At 63.6% G+C, this 17,922-nt stretch carries 12 protein-coding genes, 1 pseudogene and 2 riboswitches; of the genes and pseudogenes, 10 read left to right on the top strand and 3 right to left on the bottom strand.

The window, feature by feature from the left end:
* Window positions 1-116: 116 nt before the first annotated feature.
* A riboswitch (cobalamin riboswitch) is annotated at window positions 117-340 on the bottom strand.
* Between the two features lie 141 nt (window positions 341-481).
* Window positions 482-681, top strand: a riboswitch (cobalamin riboswitch).
* Between the two features lie 105 nt (window positions 682-786).
* Complete coding sequence (locus QE363_RS08260; RefSeq protein ID WP_309694209.1) at window positions 787-969, top strand: hotdog domain-containing protein; 183 nt, start codon at window positions 787-789, stop codon at window positions 967-969.
* Between the two features lie 275 nt (window positions 970-1,244).
* Here the strand turns inward: QE363_RS08260 and QE363_RS08255 are convergent, their stop codons facing one another.
* The gene (locus tag QE363_RS08255; protein ID WP_309694207.1) at window positions 1,245-1,472 is read right to left on the bottom strand and encodes a hypothetical protein; all 228 of its coding nucleotides are present in this window, start codon (window positions 1,470-1,472) and stop codon (window positions 1,245-1,247) included.
* A 9-nt stretch (window positions 1,473-1,481) separates the two neighbouring features.
* Window positions 1,482-1,604: pseudogene (locus QE363_RS08250) on the bottom strand (hypothetical protein); the annotation flags it as partial.
* A gap of 390 nt (window positions 1,605-1,994) precedes the next feature.
* Here QE363_RS08250 and QE363_RS08245 point away from each other — a divergent pair.
* The 9 genes from QE363_RS08245 to QE363_RS08205 all read left to right on the top strand — a co-directional run bounded on the left by QE363_RS08245 (window position 1,995) and on the right by QE363_RS08205 (window position 15,725).
* Window positions 1,995-3,200, top strand: coding sequence for an OsmC family protein (locus QE363_RS08245; RefSeq protein WP_309694204.1), 1,206 nt, complete (start codon window positions 1,995-1,997; stop codon window positions 3,198-3,200).
* A 75-nt stretch (window positions 3,201-3,275) separates the two neighbouring features.
* Window positions 3,276-5,438: a TonB-dependent receptor gene (locus QE363_RS08240; protein ID WP_309694201.1), complete on the top strand. Its 2,163-nt coding sequence runs from the start codon at window positions 3,276-3,278 to the stop codon at window positions 5,436-5,438.
* Window positions 5,435-7,012, top strand: coding sequence for a thioredoxin family protein (locus QE363_RS08235; protein WP_309694198.1), 1,578 nt, complete (start codon window positions 5,435-5,437; stop codon window positions 7,010-7,012). Before QE363_RS08240 ends, QE363_RS08235 begins: the two co-directional genes overlap by 4 nt.
* 194 nt (window positions 7,013-7,206) lie before the next feature.
* Window positions 7,207-7,998 carry an AraC family transcriptional regulator gene (locus QE363_RS08230; protein ID WP_309694194.1) on the top strand — a complete coding sequence of 264 codons (792 nt, stop codon included), beginning with the start codon at window positions 7,207-7,209 and terminating at the stop codon, window positions 7,996-7,998.
* Between the two features lie 91 nt (window positions 7,999-8,089).
* Window positions 8,090-8,629 carry a YbhB/YbcL family Raf kinase inhibitor-like protein gene (locus tag QE363_RS08225; RefSeq protein WP_309694191.1) on the top strand — a complete coding sequence of 180 codons (540 nt, stop codon included), beginning with the start codon at window positions 8,090-8,092 and terminating at the stop codon, window positions 8,627-8,629.
* Window positions 8,630-9,668: 1,039 nt separating this feature from the next.
* Window positions 9,669-11,450, top strand: coding sequence for a methyl-accepting chemotaxis protein (locus QE363_RS08220; RefSeq protein WP_309694189.1), 1,782 nt, complete (start codon window positions 9,669-9,671; stop codon window positions 11,448-11,450).
* On the top strand, window positions 11,447-11,917 hold the full coding sequence (locus QE363_RS08215; protein ID WP_309694186.1) for a chemotaxis protein CheW: 471 nt from the start codon (window positions 11,447-11,449) through the stop codon (window positions 11,915-11,917). The genes QE363_RS08220 and QE363_RS08215 overlap by 4 nt, the downstream gene beginning before the upstream one ends.
* Before the next feature lie 54 nt (window positions 11,918-11,971).
* A complete protein-coding gene (locus QE363_RS08210) occupies window positions 11,972-13,177 on the top strand; it encodes a carbohydrate porin (RefSeq protein WP_309694184.1) in 1,206 nt (401 codons plus the stop codon).
* Between the two features lie 469 nt (window positions 13,178-13,646).
* Entirely contained in the window at window positions 13,647-15,725 is a 2,079-nt protein-coding gene (locus tag QE363_RS08205) for a TonB-dependent siderophore receptor (protein ID WP_309694181.1), read from the top strand.
* 534 nt (window positions 15,726-16,259) lie between these two features.
* On the opposite strand, the gene QE363_RS08200 is transcribed toward QE363_RS08205, so the two are convergent.
* The gene (locus tag QE363_RS08200) at window positions 16,260-17,465 is read right to left on the bottom strand and encodes a phage integrase central domain-containing protein (RefSeq protein ID WP_309698150.1); all 1,206 of its coding nucleotides are present in this window, start codon (window positions 17,463-17,465) and stop codon (window positions 16,260-16,262) included.
* Between the last annotated feature and the right edge of the window lie 457 nt (window positions 17,466-17,922).

Raw genomic sequence — 17,922 nt, 5'->3', positions numbered from 1 at the left:
CAGGTTTTGCGGGCGGGAGGTCAGGCGAAAGCGCGCGAGGCGTGAACAGGCCCGGATGGCGGCAAGCCACGGACCGTCGCATCAAGCGCGATCCACCGGAGGAACCCCCGTCCGAGGAACGTTATGGCGTCGAAGGCAGGTCTCCTGGCTCACGGGTCAACGCGGTGGCTCCGGCCTTCCCAGGCTCCTTGCGGGAACCCAGTGACACGAAATGGAGCCGCCACTCGCCGCTTACAGTTGCGGGGGCAGCGCCGGATTCTGCCCCAAAGGACACCACCGGCTTCCCGTCTTAGCCCCATCGCCACGCCTGGGATGGGGAACCTCGACATAGTCGTTGAACACCATCAGTCCGATGGAGTCAACGACCATATAAAGATATCTTTATATCTTGATCCCGTTCGAGGCGCCGTCGTGATCGTGTGACGTCGGTCACGCCATGCGCTGTCGGCCCCCTGATCTTGACCTGAAGGGACGTTTTCTGCGACCCCGGCACGGTCAAGGTTCCTTCGCCGGATGGCCGAAGCCTAAGACGGGAAATCGGTTCGATGCCGATGCTGCCCCCGCAACTGTAAGCGGCGAATAGAAATGCCCTCGTGTGTCACTGGCGCCTGGGTGCCGGGAAGGCCGGGGTTTCATGACGACCTGCAAGCCAGGAGACCTGCCTTCGACGCCATAGCGACCACCGGCGGGGTGCCCGGTCTGGCCGCTGCGTTGCTGCGGGAAGAGGTACACCTCTCCCGTTGGCCGCTGGCGTCTGGATGCCCTCGCGAATGATTGAGGATCAGGATGTCACAGGAATACCGCAGCACCCCCATCCAGCTGATCGACATGGTCTTTCCCGGCGATGCTAATCACCACGGTACATTATTCGGTGGGGTGGCTTTGGAGCACATGGACAAAATCGCCTTCCTTGCAGCGTCTCGTCACGGCCGTGCTGCCTTCGTCACCGCGTTGTCGGAAAAAAATTGATTTCGCAGCGCCAGCCAAGATCGGAGACATGGTGGAGGTGACGGGCCGTGTCGTGGGGGCGGCCGGAAATCGCTCGACGTCGAGGTCGAACTGATCGCGGAGGCACCGGTATCAGGCCTACGACGGCTATGTACCCGTGGTCGGTTCACGCTCATTGCCGTCGGAAGCGAAGACCCTCTGCCCCCGATTGGTGAGACGGTTCCGAGAGATGCGGCGCAGCCGTTGCGAATGGTCGACATGATCTTCCCGAACCAGACCAACCATTGCGGCACCCTCTATGGCGGCGACGCGCTTTGCATGATGGGCACTTCGGCCGCGAAGTCAGCGTCACGCCCGAAGATCACCGGATCGAGCCCATGCGAGATTGCGATCGCGGCCTTGGTGTCCGATCCCAAGGTCCCGGTCACCGTGGCACCGAGGCGCTTGGCCCAGAGGGTGGCGAACGCCCCTATCCGCGTCGATCCTTCGCCGTCGGGGAGCGGCGGCGGCAGTTTGACGGTCAACCACGCCGCCACCCACACCAACCCCAGCGCGCCTGCGACGAGGAACGCCGCCTGCCACCCGAATGCGACCGCGAGCGCCGGGATCGCCAGCGGGGTGATGAGCGCACCAATATTAGGCGCGGTATCACCGATGCCGAGCGCGATTGGCCGGTCCTTCTGTTCGAATAGGTGGCAGCGGACTTGACCGCAGCCGGTGTCCCGATCGATTCCGCCGCGCCAAGTATGACTCCGGCTCCGATGAAGCCGGACACAGTCGCGTCGGCTCTCTACCGCAAGCGTGCAACAGCCCCTCCATGAAGAGGCTTACTCTACCCCACAACGGGTGAGCCATATCCGCTCGAAACCGGCCGAGTGACAGCAATCCCTTTTATTCCTACTTGATAGATATGATTTGTTCCGGGAAGCCGGCCGGCGACCTAAGCTTGCCTGGTTCGCGAGGCACTCAGACGGGGCCGCGACGGTCATGCATCGGTCCGGGGAGAGGGCCGCCGCGCCAGATCAGAATCATAGGGGGAACGGGTCATGCCGAACCGATTGCGGCCGCGCGCCGTACGACACGAACGACGTTCGCATCGGGGTGCGATCGCCGTGCTGGCGGGTATCGCCATGCTGGCAACCGTCCCGTCGCCGACGTTCGCGTCCGAACCGGACGCCGACCCGTCGCTCGAGCAGGTGCTGGCCCGCCGACGTGCGGCGCAGGCAAGCCCCGATGTGGAGCAGGTCATCGAAACGCGGGCCACGGCGGAAAGCCGTTCGGGCGTACGACGCCTGCGGATCGGCGATTTCCAGTATTTGAGTGATAGCGACCGCGGCTATGCCGGCTATGATCTGGGCGCGGGATCGTGGGACACGTTCGCGGCGGTGTTGGCCAGCGCGCTGGCCGACGAATTCGCGACCCAGGCAGCACGGCGCAAGCTGCCCGTCGACGCGATCGACATCGTCCTGACCAGTCACCCAGACGCCCCCGAAATCGCCCGCACGCGCAAGGTGTCCTATCCCCGCAACCTTGCCTACACCGCCTATATCGCGTCGTCGGCCAGCGACGCCGACCTCGAATCGCTGCGGCAGGATGTTGAACGCGCATCGCCGGTGCTGGCCGCCGTGCGCGATCCGCAGGCGATCGCCCACGGTCCGGTCGGATTGACCGTCAGCGCGGCGCAACCCGATGCCGGTGCGCCGCCCGGACTGCGCGATTTCCTGGTCGAAAAGCGCCAGGCGATCGCGCGACTGGCGCAGGCCTCCGCCGCCGGCACCGCCGCGCCGCCGACCGGGCTGCGCGCCCATGCCCGTATCGAACCGCACAGCGGCCTGCGCACCACCCGGACCGGCAAGGGCAATTACCATATCCTGCACGACAGCCGGGCGGACCGCGCGGGTAACGGCCTCGCCCCGACGGTCGAAGAGCATCTGGTCGGCGTGCTCGCGACCTGCATGACCCATATCTTCGAGATCGAGGCCGCGAAACGCAACATCGTGCTGGATGGCCTGGAAGTGCGCACCCGCGCGGTCCTGCCGCCGCGCGGCGACGGGGCGACGGCGGCCCGGTTCCGCGACATCGCCTATACTGTGGCGATCGCATCGCCCGAACCGGCCGCGCGGATCGATGGATTGCGCGACGCAGTCGAGGCGTCCTGCCCGATCTACAACCTGTTGCGCGATCCGCAGTCGATCGCCGGCCGGATCGTACGCGGCCGGTACGAATCGCAGATGGCTACCGCGGCGCGCTGAAGCGCCGGCGCGGCGCACGTCCGCGATCTGCACCGCAGACGGTGCCGACATCACATCTTATCCTTGGGGGGAATCATGAAGAACTGCGCCTTTTTGCTGGCGGCGACCGCATTCCTAGCCGCACCGTCCGCCTTTGCCGAACCGCTCGATGGCACACCGCCGCGCACCGACGCCGCGAAGACGGAGGAAGCGAAGGAAAGTCCCGACAGCGACATCGTCGTTAACGGCCGCAAGCAGCAGAAGGAAATCAGCGGCGGCGCGCTCGGCACCCGCTCGAACCTCGAAACGCCGTTCTCGATCACCAGCGTCGACAGCGACGATATCGAGAAACTGCGCGCGCTGACCACCGCCGACTATTTCGTCGGTGATGCCAGCGTGACCCGCGACGGCGGCAGCCGCTACAATATCCATTCGCAATGGGTGACGGTACGCGGCGCGGCGGTACGGACCCAACTCTACAACGGCGTACCGCTGCGGGACTCGCAGGGCGCCGACACCCCACCCGAATTCCTCGAACAGGTGCAGTTGCTCAAGGGTGCCGGCAGCTTCATCTATGGCTATGCCGCCCCCGGCGGCGTCATCAATTTCGTCACCAAGAAGCCGACCGAGACGCTGCTCGCAAATATCAGCGTTGGGTGGCAGTCGGCGGCGCTGTTCCGGCAGCATGTCGATATCGGCGACACGGTCGGGCCAGTCGGGTTCCGGCTAAACGCGGTCCAGGAGTTCGGCCGGACCTATGCGGACAGTGAGATTTTGCGTCAGGGCGCGGCGATCGGGCTGCGCGTCGACCTCTCGCCCGATATCGCTTGGCGCACCGATGCGTTTTATCAACGGAACCAGATCGACGGCGCCGAACCCAGCTTCGTGGTCGGCGGCAATGCCAACCCGGCGGTGCCGACCTATCGCGACCGGGTGGTGCCTGCCCCGGTCAGCGGGCGGACGCGCTTCGCCTCGCGCGATACCTATACCGACGGGCGCCTGTATTCCGCGATCACCAGCCTGACGTGGCAGGTCAACCCCGACTGGTATGTCCGGCTGACCGGCGGACAGGTCGGCAACGACCACCGGCTGCCCTATGAACGCATCATGCTGCTCAACCAGGCGGGGGATTATTCGCTGCGCCTGTTCAACGGGCGCAACGTTTATCGCAACCGACTGGGTTCGGTGTTCGTCGAGGGGAAGTTCGCTACCTTCGGCCTCGCGCACCAGCTCAACCTCGGGCTCGACTGGCGCGACAGCCTCGGCCGTCATGCCGAAAATCTTGCGACCTTTCAGGCGGGCAGCAACATCTTCCGCCCCGTCCTCGCCCGCTGGACCTATGACGATCGCCGCGACCTCGAAATCCGGCCGCTGGGCTGGAACGAGGAGAAATCGGCGTTCGTCAGCGACACGATCACCATCGCCGACACGGTGTCGGTCATCGCCGGCGCGCGCTACACCGACTATCATTCGCGTGCATGGGCGTGGCGCAGCCAGCAACGTACCAGCGACTATCGCACCGACGGCGTCACGCCGACCTTCGCACTGCTCTATCGCCCCAGTTCGGCGCTGACCTTCTACGGCAGCTATATCCAGGCGCTGTCCGAAGGGACGATCGTCAGCAACCTGTACGACAATGTCGGCGACATCCTGCCCGCGCTGGCCAGTCGCCAGTATGAAGTCGGCGCCAAATGGGAATGGGACCGGTTCTCCGGCGCCGTCGCGCTGTTCCGGCTCGACCGCGGGGCGAACTTCGTTACCGACGACAACCGGCTCGTGCAGGACGGCATCGAACGCTATCAGGGGATCGAGGTGTCGGCGCGGGTCGTGCCCGTCCCCACCGTATCCCTCGGCGCATCGACGACCTTCGTCGACGGCACGCATGAACGGGCCACCAATCGCTGGCTGGTCGGACGGCAACTGCACGGCGTCGCGCGGGTAACGGCGGTGTTCGATGCATCCTACGACCCCGCCTTCTTGGCCGGCGTCGGCCTCAGGGCGCTGGTCCGCTATCAGGGCAAGGCCGCAATCTTCAACAACCAGCCCCGCGACTGGACCGTCTATACCCCCGGGGTCTGGCTGGCGACGTTGGGCGGCGACTATCGCTTCCAGCTCGGCGGGCGCGAACTTACGCTGCGCGGACAGGTTCAGAACCTGTTCGACACCCGCTACTGGAACAGCGGTACCAGCACCTGCTGCTATTCGCTGTCGCCGGGGCAACCGCGCACCGCCAGCATCGACCTGAAGGTTTCGCTATGACCCGGCATGACAAGGAGGCCCGCATGTCCCCGCGCTACTGGACGTATCTTACCGCCGCCGCGCTGCTCGTGCTTTCGGGTTGTGGCGAAGAGGACCGGTCGTCCCCACCACCGAAGACAGCCACCGCCGCCACCGAGATCGCGTGGCGCCACGGCGACGTCGCAGATGCGTTTGCGGAGGCGAGCGAACAGAACAAGCCGGTGCTGCTCTATTGGGGGGCGGTGTGGTGTCCGCCTTGCAATCAGTTAAAGGCCGGATTGTTCCGCAACCCAGACTTCATCAGCAGGACACGCGACGTCATCCCCGTCTATCTGGACGGCGATACGCCCGGAGCGCAGGCATGGGGCGAACGGTTCGGCGTCACCGGCTATCCGACACTAATACTGCTGCGTCCCGATCGGAGCGAAGTGACGCGGCTGTCGGGCACCGGCGATAGCGCACAGGTCGCGTCGGCACTGGATGCGGTCCATCGCGGCACCGGCAATGTCGATACGCTGCTGCAGCGTGTCCGGTCCAGGCAATCGCTGTCGAACGACGATTGGGCGTTGCTCGCAGGATATGGGGGGTGGCACGACCCGAGCCGATCTGCCACTGCGGCGGCGACGCTGGCCGCGTTGGCGGCCGCCGCCCCTGATGTCCGGTTGCAACGCCAGTTCCTCTTACAGGCGCAAACCGTCCGCCCCGATACCGCCCCGCTTTTGTCTCCCGCAGAGAGCAGCCGGTTGCGCCACGCCCTGACGACGGTACTCGCCGATCCCGCAGAGGTCCGGGCCAACCGCGCCTCGCTATCCTATGGCGCGGTGAAACTCGTCAACGGTGCGGTTCCTGGCGGAGGAGCGGATCGGCAGCGGATCGGCGAAGCGATCGTCGGGGCACTGGACGCCCTGTTCGTGGACACCCGGCTTGTCGCGTCGGAGCGGCTTGCATCGGTCGACGCGGCGGTCGCGCTGTACCGCGATCGCGCCGGCCCCGCCGCCCCACCGGCCGCCGCGTTGCTGGCCAAAGTGCGCGAAAGGGTTGCATGGGCCGACCGCAGCGTCACCAGCCCCTATGAACGGCAGGCAGTCATCAGTGGCGCGGCGCACTTGCTGGCCGATGCCGGCGATGCGGCCGGGGCGCAACGGTTGCTGGAAGCCGAACTCAAACGGTCGCGCACACCTTATTACTACATGCCAGCGCTCGCCGAACTGGCCGAGGCGCGCGGCGACCGGCGGCAGGCGATCGACTGGCTGCGGCGTGGCTACGAAACGTCCGAAGGCCCGGCTAGTCGGGTGCAATGGGGGGTGACCTATGTCGAGGGACTGCTGCGCCTCACGCCCACCGACCATGCCGCGATCGAAAAGGCGTCCGGCGCGGTCATTAGCGAACTGGCCAGCCAACCCGAAGGATACCGGCAACGAACCCGGACGCGGCTGGAAAAGCTGGGCAAGGCACTGGTCGCGTGGGGCACCGAACAGAACGGTAGCGCGACGCTGGCGCGGCTGCGGACCGCCGGAAAGAAAAGCTGTTCGGGACAACAGGATGCGGCGGTCGCCACCGCATGCCGCAACTGGCTCCCACCGGGGATCGCCTAACGAATCGTCGCGGTATGATCGAGACACGGCCGATCGGTGCCGTCTTGCTAACCCTGATCGTTGAGACGCCTCGATCGAGTGACGTCGGACGGAGCAAGACTATCCACGACGATCGCGTTTCAAGAAACTTCTGGACAGCGAAGGAGAGCCGAGGTCACGCCGAATCGAACTAACCTGGTGGGGCAAATTTGCGAATGCGGATGGTGGGGGCGGAAGAGGTGGTGGCCGTGACGATCGGCCAGGCAACTGCCATGCCGATGGACGACGTCTTCATCTCGCGTGCGTTCGTCTGCCTGGTGCAATCGGGCGAAAAGCAGATCCATCATCCAGCGTTCGGCTCGATCCTGGCCAGACCAGGGGATGTCGTGGCCTTTCCCGCCGGCGCTCTGGTGACGATGGAAAACAGGCCGACGCGGGACAAGCACTACCGCGCGGAGGGGTTGTTCTATCCGCCTGAACTTATTGCATTGGTGTTCGGTGATGCGGCGGCTCGCTCGCAGGGCGGAGGCGTCCCGCAGGTGCTTGCAGGCGATCCCGAGGCAGCCGCGGTCTTCGACCATCTGGCCGACACCCTCAGCAACGACACCCTGCCCGCTGCCATTCGCCGACACCGGGCGATCGAACCGCTGGTATGGTTGCACGACAAGGGCGTGCATCTACCCTACGCCAGCGATGGGCCGCTCCAGCGGCTGCGCGCGCTGATCGATGCCGATCTGGCGCATCCATGGCGCGCCGCTGAAGTCGCGACCGCCCTGGCAATGAGCGAGGCGACGTTCCGCCGGTGGTTGGGTCACGCCGGGCTGCGCTTCTCGGTGGTGCTGCGCAACGCACGGCTCGAACGCGGGTTGCTGATGCTGCAGACCAGCGCCGATCCGGTGTCGCGGATCGCACTGGAGTGCGGCTTTCTGACGCCTTCCCACTTCACCGAAGCATTCAGGGGTCGTTTCGGCCATCCGCCCCGCGCTATCCGTAACCGCGCTATCTGAGCGTTTCCCGACAGTTTTCGAGCGTCTGCCGACGGTCCTGCGCGGTGATCCGCAGTACAAGTGGGCATCCACTCCCATGATCGGACCCGTCATGCGCCTTGCCCTGCTTCTGCCGCTTGCCACCCTCTCTGCGCCGGCACTGGCCGCTGAACCCTTCCGCCTGACCAGCCCGTCGATCGCGGAAGGTGCGATGCTGGCGCCCGCGCAGGTATTTGAGGGTTTCGGCTGCTCAGGCGGCAACCAGTCGCCCGCCCTCGCATGGAGCAACGCCCCGTCGGGGACCAAGAGCTTCGCCGTGACGGTCTACGATCCTGATGCGCCAACCGGATCGGGCTGGTGGCACTGGACTGTCGTCAACCTGCCAGCGTCGGTGCAGCGCCTGCCAGCGAACGTGAGCGGCAAGGCGGACGCGCTGCACGGCGCGACGGAACTGCGCAACGACTACGGCACGATCGGGTTCGGCGGAGCGTGCCCGCCCCCCGGCGAGGTGCATCGCTATGTCGTGACGGTCCACGCACTGGGGGTCGACAAGCTCGATCTGCCATTCGGCGCCAGCAATGCGCTGGCTGGCTTCATGATCCGCGCCAATACGATCGCTACGGCTCGGATTACGGGCACCTATCATAGATAGATCGCGGTCCCGGAATCGAAGATAAGCGACGGCACCATACCGGAACCAGTGGAAGCGGCCTACTATTCCCATTGGGATGGTATTTTGGGATGGCGCGCTGCTGCTGGCGCGACTTGGCCGCTTTCCGTTGCGACGGCAAATGAGCCAAAGCATGTAAAAAATGGGGGGGCTTACAGAACCATAGCGTCGGAAGTCGCTGTTCCACTTGCCATATGCCTCCGGCAGATACCGCCACTGCTCCCCTGCCCGCGTGATCCACATTATGCCTTCAAAGAAGGCCGGCTGTCACCAGCGGGACGACAGCCTCGTCCGCGCTCGGCCAATAGCAGTGACCCGGTCAGCGACCATTCCTGATCCGACAAACCGATCCGCTCGCCCAAGCCTGCCCCCATCCAGCCAGCCAGGATCAGCCGCCTTGCCCGGAACTAGCGATGCAATCCGTAACCGTAGCGCCTCGCTCAACTCGTGCCGCGTGATCACGACCGCCCGCTCCGCGCCTCAACACGGATGACTGTGAAACAGCGTTCACCTCCGTTTGGAAATCCTAATGTCGATACGGCCTATGACGGGCGACGTATCTATACCCGCTACGGCCTATGCGCCCCCCCCTCACTTCCGCAATCGGCATTGCGGCAGCCATCGTAACGATGGTTCGAATCGCCTGCCGGTAGATTGGCCAGTGAGCGACGTCGGTAGAATGACACATCTGTCATGTTGGCTTGGAATCAAATCAAAGACCGCACGTTGAACTTTTTTTCCAGCTACCTGCGCGCAGAGTGGCGGTGGCTATTTTTCCAAAAATTCAGGATGTTGGCGCTTAATTTAAGAAGTTTCACAGACGAAGATGCGATCTGGTTAACAAAACACTCTCATCCAGCCAATCATAAATTAAATTTTTGTAATCTACCAATCTGGCCAAGGATCGAGAGAGCCTTGCTGAATTTATCACGTGCCATTGCCATTCGACAAAGTCATCACACTGACTTTGCATCATTTTTGATCGCACATGGCATATATTAGGTGAACAGGGAGCAGAAGCATGCGAGCCACGATCAAAGTGAAGCTGGTCGCGACATTCGCGATCGTCCTGGCCATGCTGGCGGTCATCGTGGGGTTCAGCGTGAACCGCTTGTCGACCCTGAACACGGCCCAGAGCAACATGGTGGATGATCCGGTCGCCTCGCTGGACCGTATGCAGCAATTCAACGATGCCATGACGTCGTCGATCGTGGCGCAAAAGAATCTCACGATGAGCGACGACACAGACTTCATGGCCAAGCAACATACGGAACTGCGCCGGCAACGTGCCCGCGCCGATCGGCTGATCGACGAAGTTTCTCGCACGGAGGACGAAATCGATCGCGAGATGTATGCCGACGCGCAACGCGGCTGGGCGGAGTATAAGTCAATCGCCGACAAGGCCGTCGAACTGGCGCTCGCCAATCGCAACGCAGAAGCATCGATCATTTCGCTGGGTGCCGCCAACAAGGCGGCCGTGCGGATCGGCGATACGGTTGATAAGATCGTGGAGCGCCAGCGGTTGGAATTGACGAAGGCGGATGAGGCCGGCGATGCGCTGTATGCGCAATCGCGCACGACGTTGTTGGCCGTGGCTGCTGCGGCCTTCCTGATCGCCATGGGGGGTGCCTTGTGGATCAGCAGGATCGTCTCGCGCGGTCTGGGCCGTGTTTCTGCTGCCCTTCGCGCCGTGGCGGCAGGCGATCTCGATCAGAATATTGAGATCCCAAGCAACGACGAGATCCGTGACCTGGTAGATGTCGTGAATAACATGACCGACAATCTGCGCGCCTCTGCCACGCTGGCGGATCAAATTGCGCAGGGCGATCTAACGGTCGAGCATCAGCCGCTATCTGACCAGGACAAGCTGGGCCATGCGCTGGTCGCGATGGTTGAGCGGCTGCGCACCGTGGTCGGCGAAGCAACGGAAGCGGCCTCCAGCGTAGCCGCTGGCAGCCAGCAGCTGTCGTCCTCGTCCGAGCAGGTGAGCCAGGGTGCGACCGAACAGGCCGCCGCTGCGGAAGAGGCTTCGGCGTCGATGGAGCAGATGGCCGCCAACATAAAACAGAACGCCGACAACGCGACCCAGACCGAGAAGATCGCCCGCCAGTCGTCGCAGGACGCGGAAGTGAGCGGTCAGGCGGTGCAGAAGGCCGTGATCGCGATGCGCACTATCGCTGAGAAGATCGGCATCGTGCAGGAAATCGCGCGTCAGACCGACCTGCTGGCGTTGAACGCGGCAGTGGAAGCGGCGCGGGCCGGTGAACATGGCCGTGGCTTTGCGGTGGTTGCGGCGGAAGTCCGCAAGCTCGCCGAGCGCAGCCAGACGGCCGCTGCGGAAATCAGCGGTATGTCGTCCGATACCGTCGGTGCCGCCACCCAGGCGGGCGAGATGCTGGTCAAGCTGGTGCCCGACATCCGCCGTACCGCCGAGCTGGTTGCCGAGATCAGCGCCGCCTGCCGCGAGCAGGATATCGGCGCCGTCCAGATCAATCAGGCGATCCAGCAGCTCGATCAGGTCACGCAGCAGAATGCTAACGCCGCGGAAGAGATGTCGGCGACATCCGAACAACTCGCGGAGAACGCTGGCCAGTTGCAATCCAGCATTTCCTATTTCCATATTGATGAGGCGGGGCGGGATCATGGTGCTCGTCGCCCGGCGCAACGGACTGCCGCTAACACGTCCGGCAAGTCTCGTAGCGCAAAGGCGATCAAGCCGTCTGCATCGTCGCGGAGCCTTGCGCTCGACCTGACGTCGGGCAACCCGGACGAGCAAGGCCGCCTGTTCGAGCGCGCGGCATGAGCGGCCAAATCGAAGCGGTCGTCTTCGCGATCGGTGGTTCGCTGTTCGCCCTGCCGGTGACGGAGGTGCGTGAGATCCTGGATCGACGTCCGGCCTTTCGCGTGCCCTCCGCACCCGACTGGATGGTGGGATTGATCCATCTGCGCAGGCAGTCGGTGGCGGTGCTCGACCTGCGCGTCCTTGCCGCCACCACGATGGCGGGAGCCGGGGACGATGCGCGCATCCTGATCGTCCAAACCGCGCGGGATGGCGCATGGCTGGGCTTGCTAGTCGATCAGGTCGTCGACGTGGCCTGTCACGAGCATGCCGACCGGCAGGAGGTGCCCGCCATCGTGCCGCAGCACGGGCCCTGGCGTCTGTCCGGCGTTCTTCGCCGTGGGGAGGACTTTGTTGGGCTGCTCGACATGGAGGCGATTGCCGCGCTGGCGGACGATCCCGCCGCAGCCTGCCAGCCGGTCGCCGCGTGAGTGCGGGCGGGAGCCATGGCTCTAGCCCTGCCGGCCGCAAAGGGGATTACGTCGATGACGCTTCGTCAATCGATCATGCTGATGGCAATGCCCATGCTGGCCGCGCTGCCGTCGCCTGCCTTGGCGCAGGAGACGGAACCACGCTCCGAAACCGGTAGCGAGGGCGAACAGGAGCAGGCCAGCACCTTCAGCCTCGACCTGCTCTATAAGGCCGACCTTTTCGGCGTCGCGGCGGGCGATGGGGCGCGGGGCGCGCGCTTTCTCGACAATGTCGACCTGATGGCATCACTCGACCTGGAACGTGCGGCGGGCTGGCAGGGGGCAAGCGCCTATGTCGGCGCCCTGAGCAATGCCGGTGCGCGGCCCAACGACATTGCGGGCACGCTGCAAGGCGTCGACAATATCGAGGTCGCCCGTCCCGACCTGCTCCTTTACCAGGCCTGGGTGCAACAGCACTTTTCCGGGGGGCGTGGGTCGATCCTGGTTGGCAAGTACGACCTGAACAGCGAATTCTATGCCAATCCCTCGGCCGCCTCGCTGATCGCACCCGCCTTCGGCATCGGGTCGGAACTGGCGGCGACGGGACCGAATGGGCCGTCCATCTTTCCCCGGACCGATCTAGCGATCCGCGTCCGTCTGGAGGACAAGCACTATTATGTGCAGGCGGCCGTCATCCGAGCCCCGCGTGGCGTGGCAGATAAAGGCGGCCCGCGATCAGCGCTGTTCATTGCCGAGGCGGGCATCAAGGGGCGAACGGCGATCACGCTGGGCGGCTGGACCTACAGCAACCGGCAGCAGCGGATCTTGCCGCCGGGCATCACCCTTGCGCCCGATACCGCCGCGTCGCGTGGTCTGTACGGGTTGATCGAGCAGGATGTGATCGGTCACGCAAGCAAAATGGGCTATTGGCGCACCTTTCTGCGTGCGGGCGTGTCCGATGGGCTGACGACGCCGTTTGCGGGTGGGATACAGCTTGGCGTCACCGGGCAAGGCGTCCTGCCCTCACGTCCCGAGTCGCTCGTCTCGATCGGACTGGCGACCGCGGGCCTGAGCCGCGCCTATCGTCGCGCCAATCCCCCCAACAAACCGCCTCTGACGCGATCGGAAAGCACGATCGAGCTGACCTATAGCGACCGTGTCGCGCGTTTTCTGACACTTCAGCCCGATATCCAATATGTCCATCGCCCATCGGGCCTGCGTCATGCGCCGGGCGTGGTGATGCTGGGCCTGCGAGCCATTCTCGACTGGAAAGTCCATTAGGTGTCCGGTGAGAGGATGGTCAAAATCGTACGTTAAGCCCGGCCACCGTGCCGATCGGGATCGAACTTCGGGAAATGGAAAGGCTTCTCAGAACCCAATACAGCTGAGAACGAAGCCTTCAGCTTAACCATAGCGGCGCGAAAAGAGCGGCATGAGCCATCAAGTGCCCCCTGTGGCTATACGCTTGGAAAGCCCCTTGGGCTGCTCAGGACCACCGTCGGTCTTTGCTCCACGCCGCGGCGGTGGTGACGACAGCGTCGCATCCAACCCGAGCCTCGAAATCCGTCGGCTCTGGGGCACTGACAGCAGACAGGGTTCCGATCACGCTGCCCCCCCGCGGGCAGCCCCCGCTGCAGCCTTCCGGCAGATATATGGCAACCATGCAAGCGATTGCATCAGGAATCGCTTATTGCTAACCGGTGTCAGTATCAAATAAGGCCCCGCAGCGGGTGTACTCAGGGAGCACCTCATGATTTGCTGGCTCGCTGGCGTGGCATTGCCATGCCTACTGATTTCGTCGCCTGTGCTGGCAAAGGCGGAAGAACCCGAACAGCAACGGGGCGATATTATCGTCACCGGTGAACGATCGACCTACACCGATGACCATACAGATGCGGCGACCCGTACTTCTACGCCTGTCAGGGATATACCGCAGTCGATCCAAATCGTTACGCGCAGCGTGATCGAGGATCAGAATAGCATCCGCCTCACCGACGTGCTGGGCAATGTTTCGAGCGTGCAGCCAGCCACAACAGCAGGCAATCGGGGTGAGATTTTCCAGGTGCGGGGCTTCGCGACACCGCGGTACGCGATCGACGGTGTGCTGCTCAACCGCGTGTCGGACCGGTCGGAAGTGTTTCTCGATCTAGCCAACGTGCAGTCGGTCGAGGTTCTGAAAGGCCCCGCCTCGGTCATGTATGGTCAGGGCGATCCTGGCGGCGTCATCAATATAACGACCCGGCGGCCGGCCGACCGCGCTACCGCTGAGATAGAGCTTCAAGGCGGCAGCTTCGACTTCGCCCGGGTGTCGGCGACGGCGAGCGGCCCGGTCACCGATACGCTCGCGGTACGGGTCACCGGCGCGGCGCAGACGCTTGGCGGGTTTCGCGGGGCCGAAACGGTGGACTCGACACGCCAGTTCGTCGCGGCGTCCGCCCGCTGGTCGCCGGGCGCGGCGACCGTCATCAACCTCGACCTCGATCATGCCACCCAGCGCGGGCCGTTCGACCGCGGGTTGGTCGTGGGTGCCGACAACCGTGTCACGTTGCCGCGGGACCGGTTTCTGGCCGAACCCTGGTCGCGCACGGAAGCGCATCGATCGCGTGCGTCGCTTGATGTCGCCCATGAGGCGGCGGATTGGCTAACACTGCGGCTCAATGCGCGTTACGTTGAGGCGACCGTCGACGACGATTACGCGATCGACAATCGCGCGTTCGCCAGCAACGGTCGCACGTTGAGCCGGCGCGCGACGGTGCGTACCGAGCAGCTGGATACCGCGGATATTCGCGGTGAGGCACTGGCACGCTTCGCCACCGCCCGCATTGGCCACACGGTGCTGGCCGGGGTTAACTACAGCCGCGCTACGCTCGATTTCGTCAACGACCGGGCGAACATCGCCGCGATCGACATCCTTGCACCCGTCTATACGGCTACCCCGCCCAGCGTGACGCCCAACGCCCGCTTCCTGCGCCGCTCCGATCTCTACAGCGTCTATCTTCAGGATCAATTGACGGTGGCGAGCTGGCTGAAACTGCTCGGCAGCGTCCGCCACGACGAGGTACGTGATCGCCAGAGCGACCGGATCGCATCCACGCGTGCCAATCGCGACAGTGGCGCGACGACGTTCCGCAGCGGCATCGTGCTTCAGCCTGTTGCCGCAGTTTCGTTCTTTGGCGGTTTCGGGCAGAGTTTCCAGCCACAGACGAGTCAACGGGCGGATGGCCGCTACCTCGATCCCGAACGGGGCCGGCAATGGGAAGCTGGGGTCAAGTTCGATCCCGTGGGCGGCCGGCTGACCGCCACCGTTAGCGTGTTCGACATCCGCAAGCGCAATGTAGCGACCGTCGATCCCGACAATACCGGTTTCTCCATCCAGACCGGCGAGCAGCATGTCCGCGGCGCTGAACTGGACCTTGCGGGCCATCTGACACGGCGCTGGCAGGTGATCGCCAGCGCCAGTCACCTCGACGCGACGATCAGTGAGGACGAGACCTTCGCCGTTGGTAATCGCCTCACCAACGTTCCACGCTGGTCGGGGCGGTTGTGGAGCAGCTACGTCCTTGGCGGGACGCTCGAAGGATTGACCGTAGCTGGCGGCGTGACCCGCGTTGGCCGGCGCAGCGGCGATCTCGACAATAGTTTCTTCGTCGACGGCTATACGATCTACGATGCGACGGTCAGCTATACGATCCCGCGCACCGGGCTGGAACTGTCCGTCACGGGCCGCAACCTGACCGATCGCTATTTCATTGAGTCCGCTGTGCAACGCCTCGAGAACTATCCCGGCGCGCCGCGAACGGTGATCGGCTCCTTGCGTGCCCGCTTCTGACACCCTGCGCATGCTCCGGTCGCAGCGGTTGCGTAAGCTGTTCCGATGAGGAGCGCGAAAGCGCATTGCCCTCAGGAACGAGGCCACTCACTGAAGCCTGTATATTGCTCATGCCACCTTCGACCTGCTCAAGGCACGGGTTGAGCCGTTAGACGTGGACGAGCCGCACGAGGTGGTGTGAGCATACCGCCGCTGCTTTCCCGATTGGGAACCTCCAGCGGGACAGGACGAGCGCAGCGCGCCTTTCCCGCGTCTGTAGGTGGCAGTTTTCCCAAAATCTGTTCCCAATTGCTCTTTCCCGAAAATGTCCCCAAGAGATGGAGAAATGGGACTGCCAAATGGTGTGCCGCAGCAGCCATAGTCGGGGCGGAGGAGCGTGCAACGAATGGCTTTCGACCGGGCGAAGCTGGCCTTTGGTCGAGAACCTATGACTGGCCCTTTTCGGCGATAGCGGTCGTACCCGTGGCTTGGCCGGAACGGCATAAGTGGTCGATGGCTGCCGTGCCCAGCGACGGCAGCTCCGGCCCACCCCTTTTAACCGCTGGGCATGGTGGCTTTACGAGGTCGTCCTATCACCTTCTTCGCGGTCACCCCCTGCCCTGAGCATACGTGCTGCGCCCACTTCGCCATTAGGTCCCGGCGCTTTTCGAAGAAGTCTGTTCGTCGATAAGCGGCTTCGACTGCATTGGGGATCCGGTGCGCCAACGCCTTCTCGGTCACTTCCTTCGGGACATTGGTGCATTCGGCAGCCCAATCGGCAAAGCTGCTCCTGAAACCGTGAACCGTGATGGTGCCGATCTTGGCGTCGCGAATTGCCTTCAGCATCGTAACGTCGCTGATCGGTGCCGTGCCTCGGGCACTGAAAAGATACTGATCATCGATCGAGCCGGGCCAGAGCGCTTCATGCTCCTCCTTTAGCCGACGGAGGAGTACTACCGCCGGTTCAGACAGCGGCACGAGATGTGGTAGCTTCATCTTCATGCGCGACGCCGGGATCGACCATATCGCCCCGTCGAAATCGAATTCACGCCATGTCGCGAGCCGCGCCTCATTCGAACGCACTGCAGTGAGGATCGTGAGCTTCAGGGCGTCCCGGCCAACGCTATTCGCTTCAGCCACCAACTGCGACCAGAAGGCGGGGACATCTGCGTAGGCCATCGCTGCCCAGTGGGTTACCTGCTGCTGTTGCCTCGGCAGGCCTCGCGTTACCGAACGCAGCGACACTTCGGCCGGGATGTACCCCTTGATGTGCGCGAAATCGAGGATGGCCCCAATCCGCTGCAGGATCCGACGGGCTGTGTCTGGGATCGTCAGCCAGATCGGCTCGAGCACCAGCAACACTTCCTTGGTGCCGATCGCATCGATCCGCTTCGTGCCGATCTCGGGAAACACATGGTTCTCGAGGCTGGACAGCCAAGAGGCATGCCGCCGATCCTTCCAGCCGCCGCTCAGGGCTTCATAGCACCGCCGCGCTACGATCTCGAAGGTGGGGACGTTGGCGCGCCGCAGCCCCCTTTCCTTCACGGGGTCGAGGCCAGCCCTTACCATCTTGCGCAGTTCTGCTGCGCGGCAGCGCGCCTCGGCTAGCGAAACATCGTGAACAGGCCCCAAGCCGAAATCCCGGCGGTGACCTTTGAACTGCATCCGCAGCACCCAGGATCGCGATCCCGTTGGGCGCACGACAAGACATAACCCGTGTGCGTCAAAGTGTCGCCCGGACCCAAGGGTCTTCACCTTCATTACAGTCAAGCGCATGTCAGGATTCCCTACAAATCCTGTACCCCCTGCTCTCCCCCATATTGTTTGCAATTCTAGGGATAGCAATGGAACAGCTATGAACAATTACAGCACAGAACCCAGTTATATCTCAATATATTGAGACTAATTGGCACGCTATGCTAAAGCTGTTCTCTATCCGTAGGGGTCACCATTTCAAAGACAAGAGCGGCAGAAATCTGCGCTTTTTTTGCGGACATGGTGTGATTAGCAACATCGTCTGGTTCATTCAAAACAGCCTGACCGCGATGGCTCGAGGCGCCCCCTCATCTATCGAAATTTCTCGCTTCGGGGCCTGCCATTGTGTCTCACATTCCCGCGTTAGCCATGTTCGAGAGCAGGTTGATCCTGACCGAATTATGCCACTCGGCGTGAAGGTTTTTATGCATCTGCGGCGAGGGCGACAGCCTGGTTCATCATG

Source organism: Sphingomonas sp. SORGH_AS_0870 (assembly GCF_031453175.1).
Classification (GTDB): Bacteria; Pseudomonadota; Alphaproteobacteria; order Sphingomonadales; family Sphingomonadaceae; genus Sphingomonas.
Note: the sequence above shows the minus strand (reverse complement) of the source record. Positions and strands in the feature narration are given on the sequence as shown.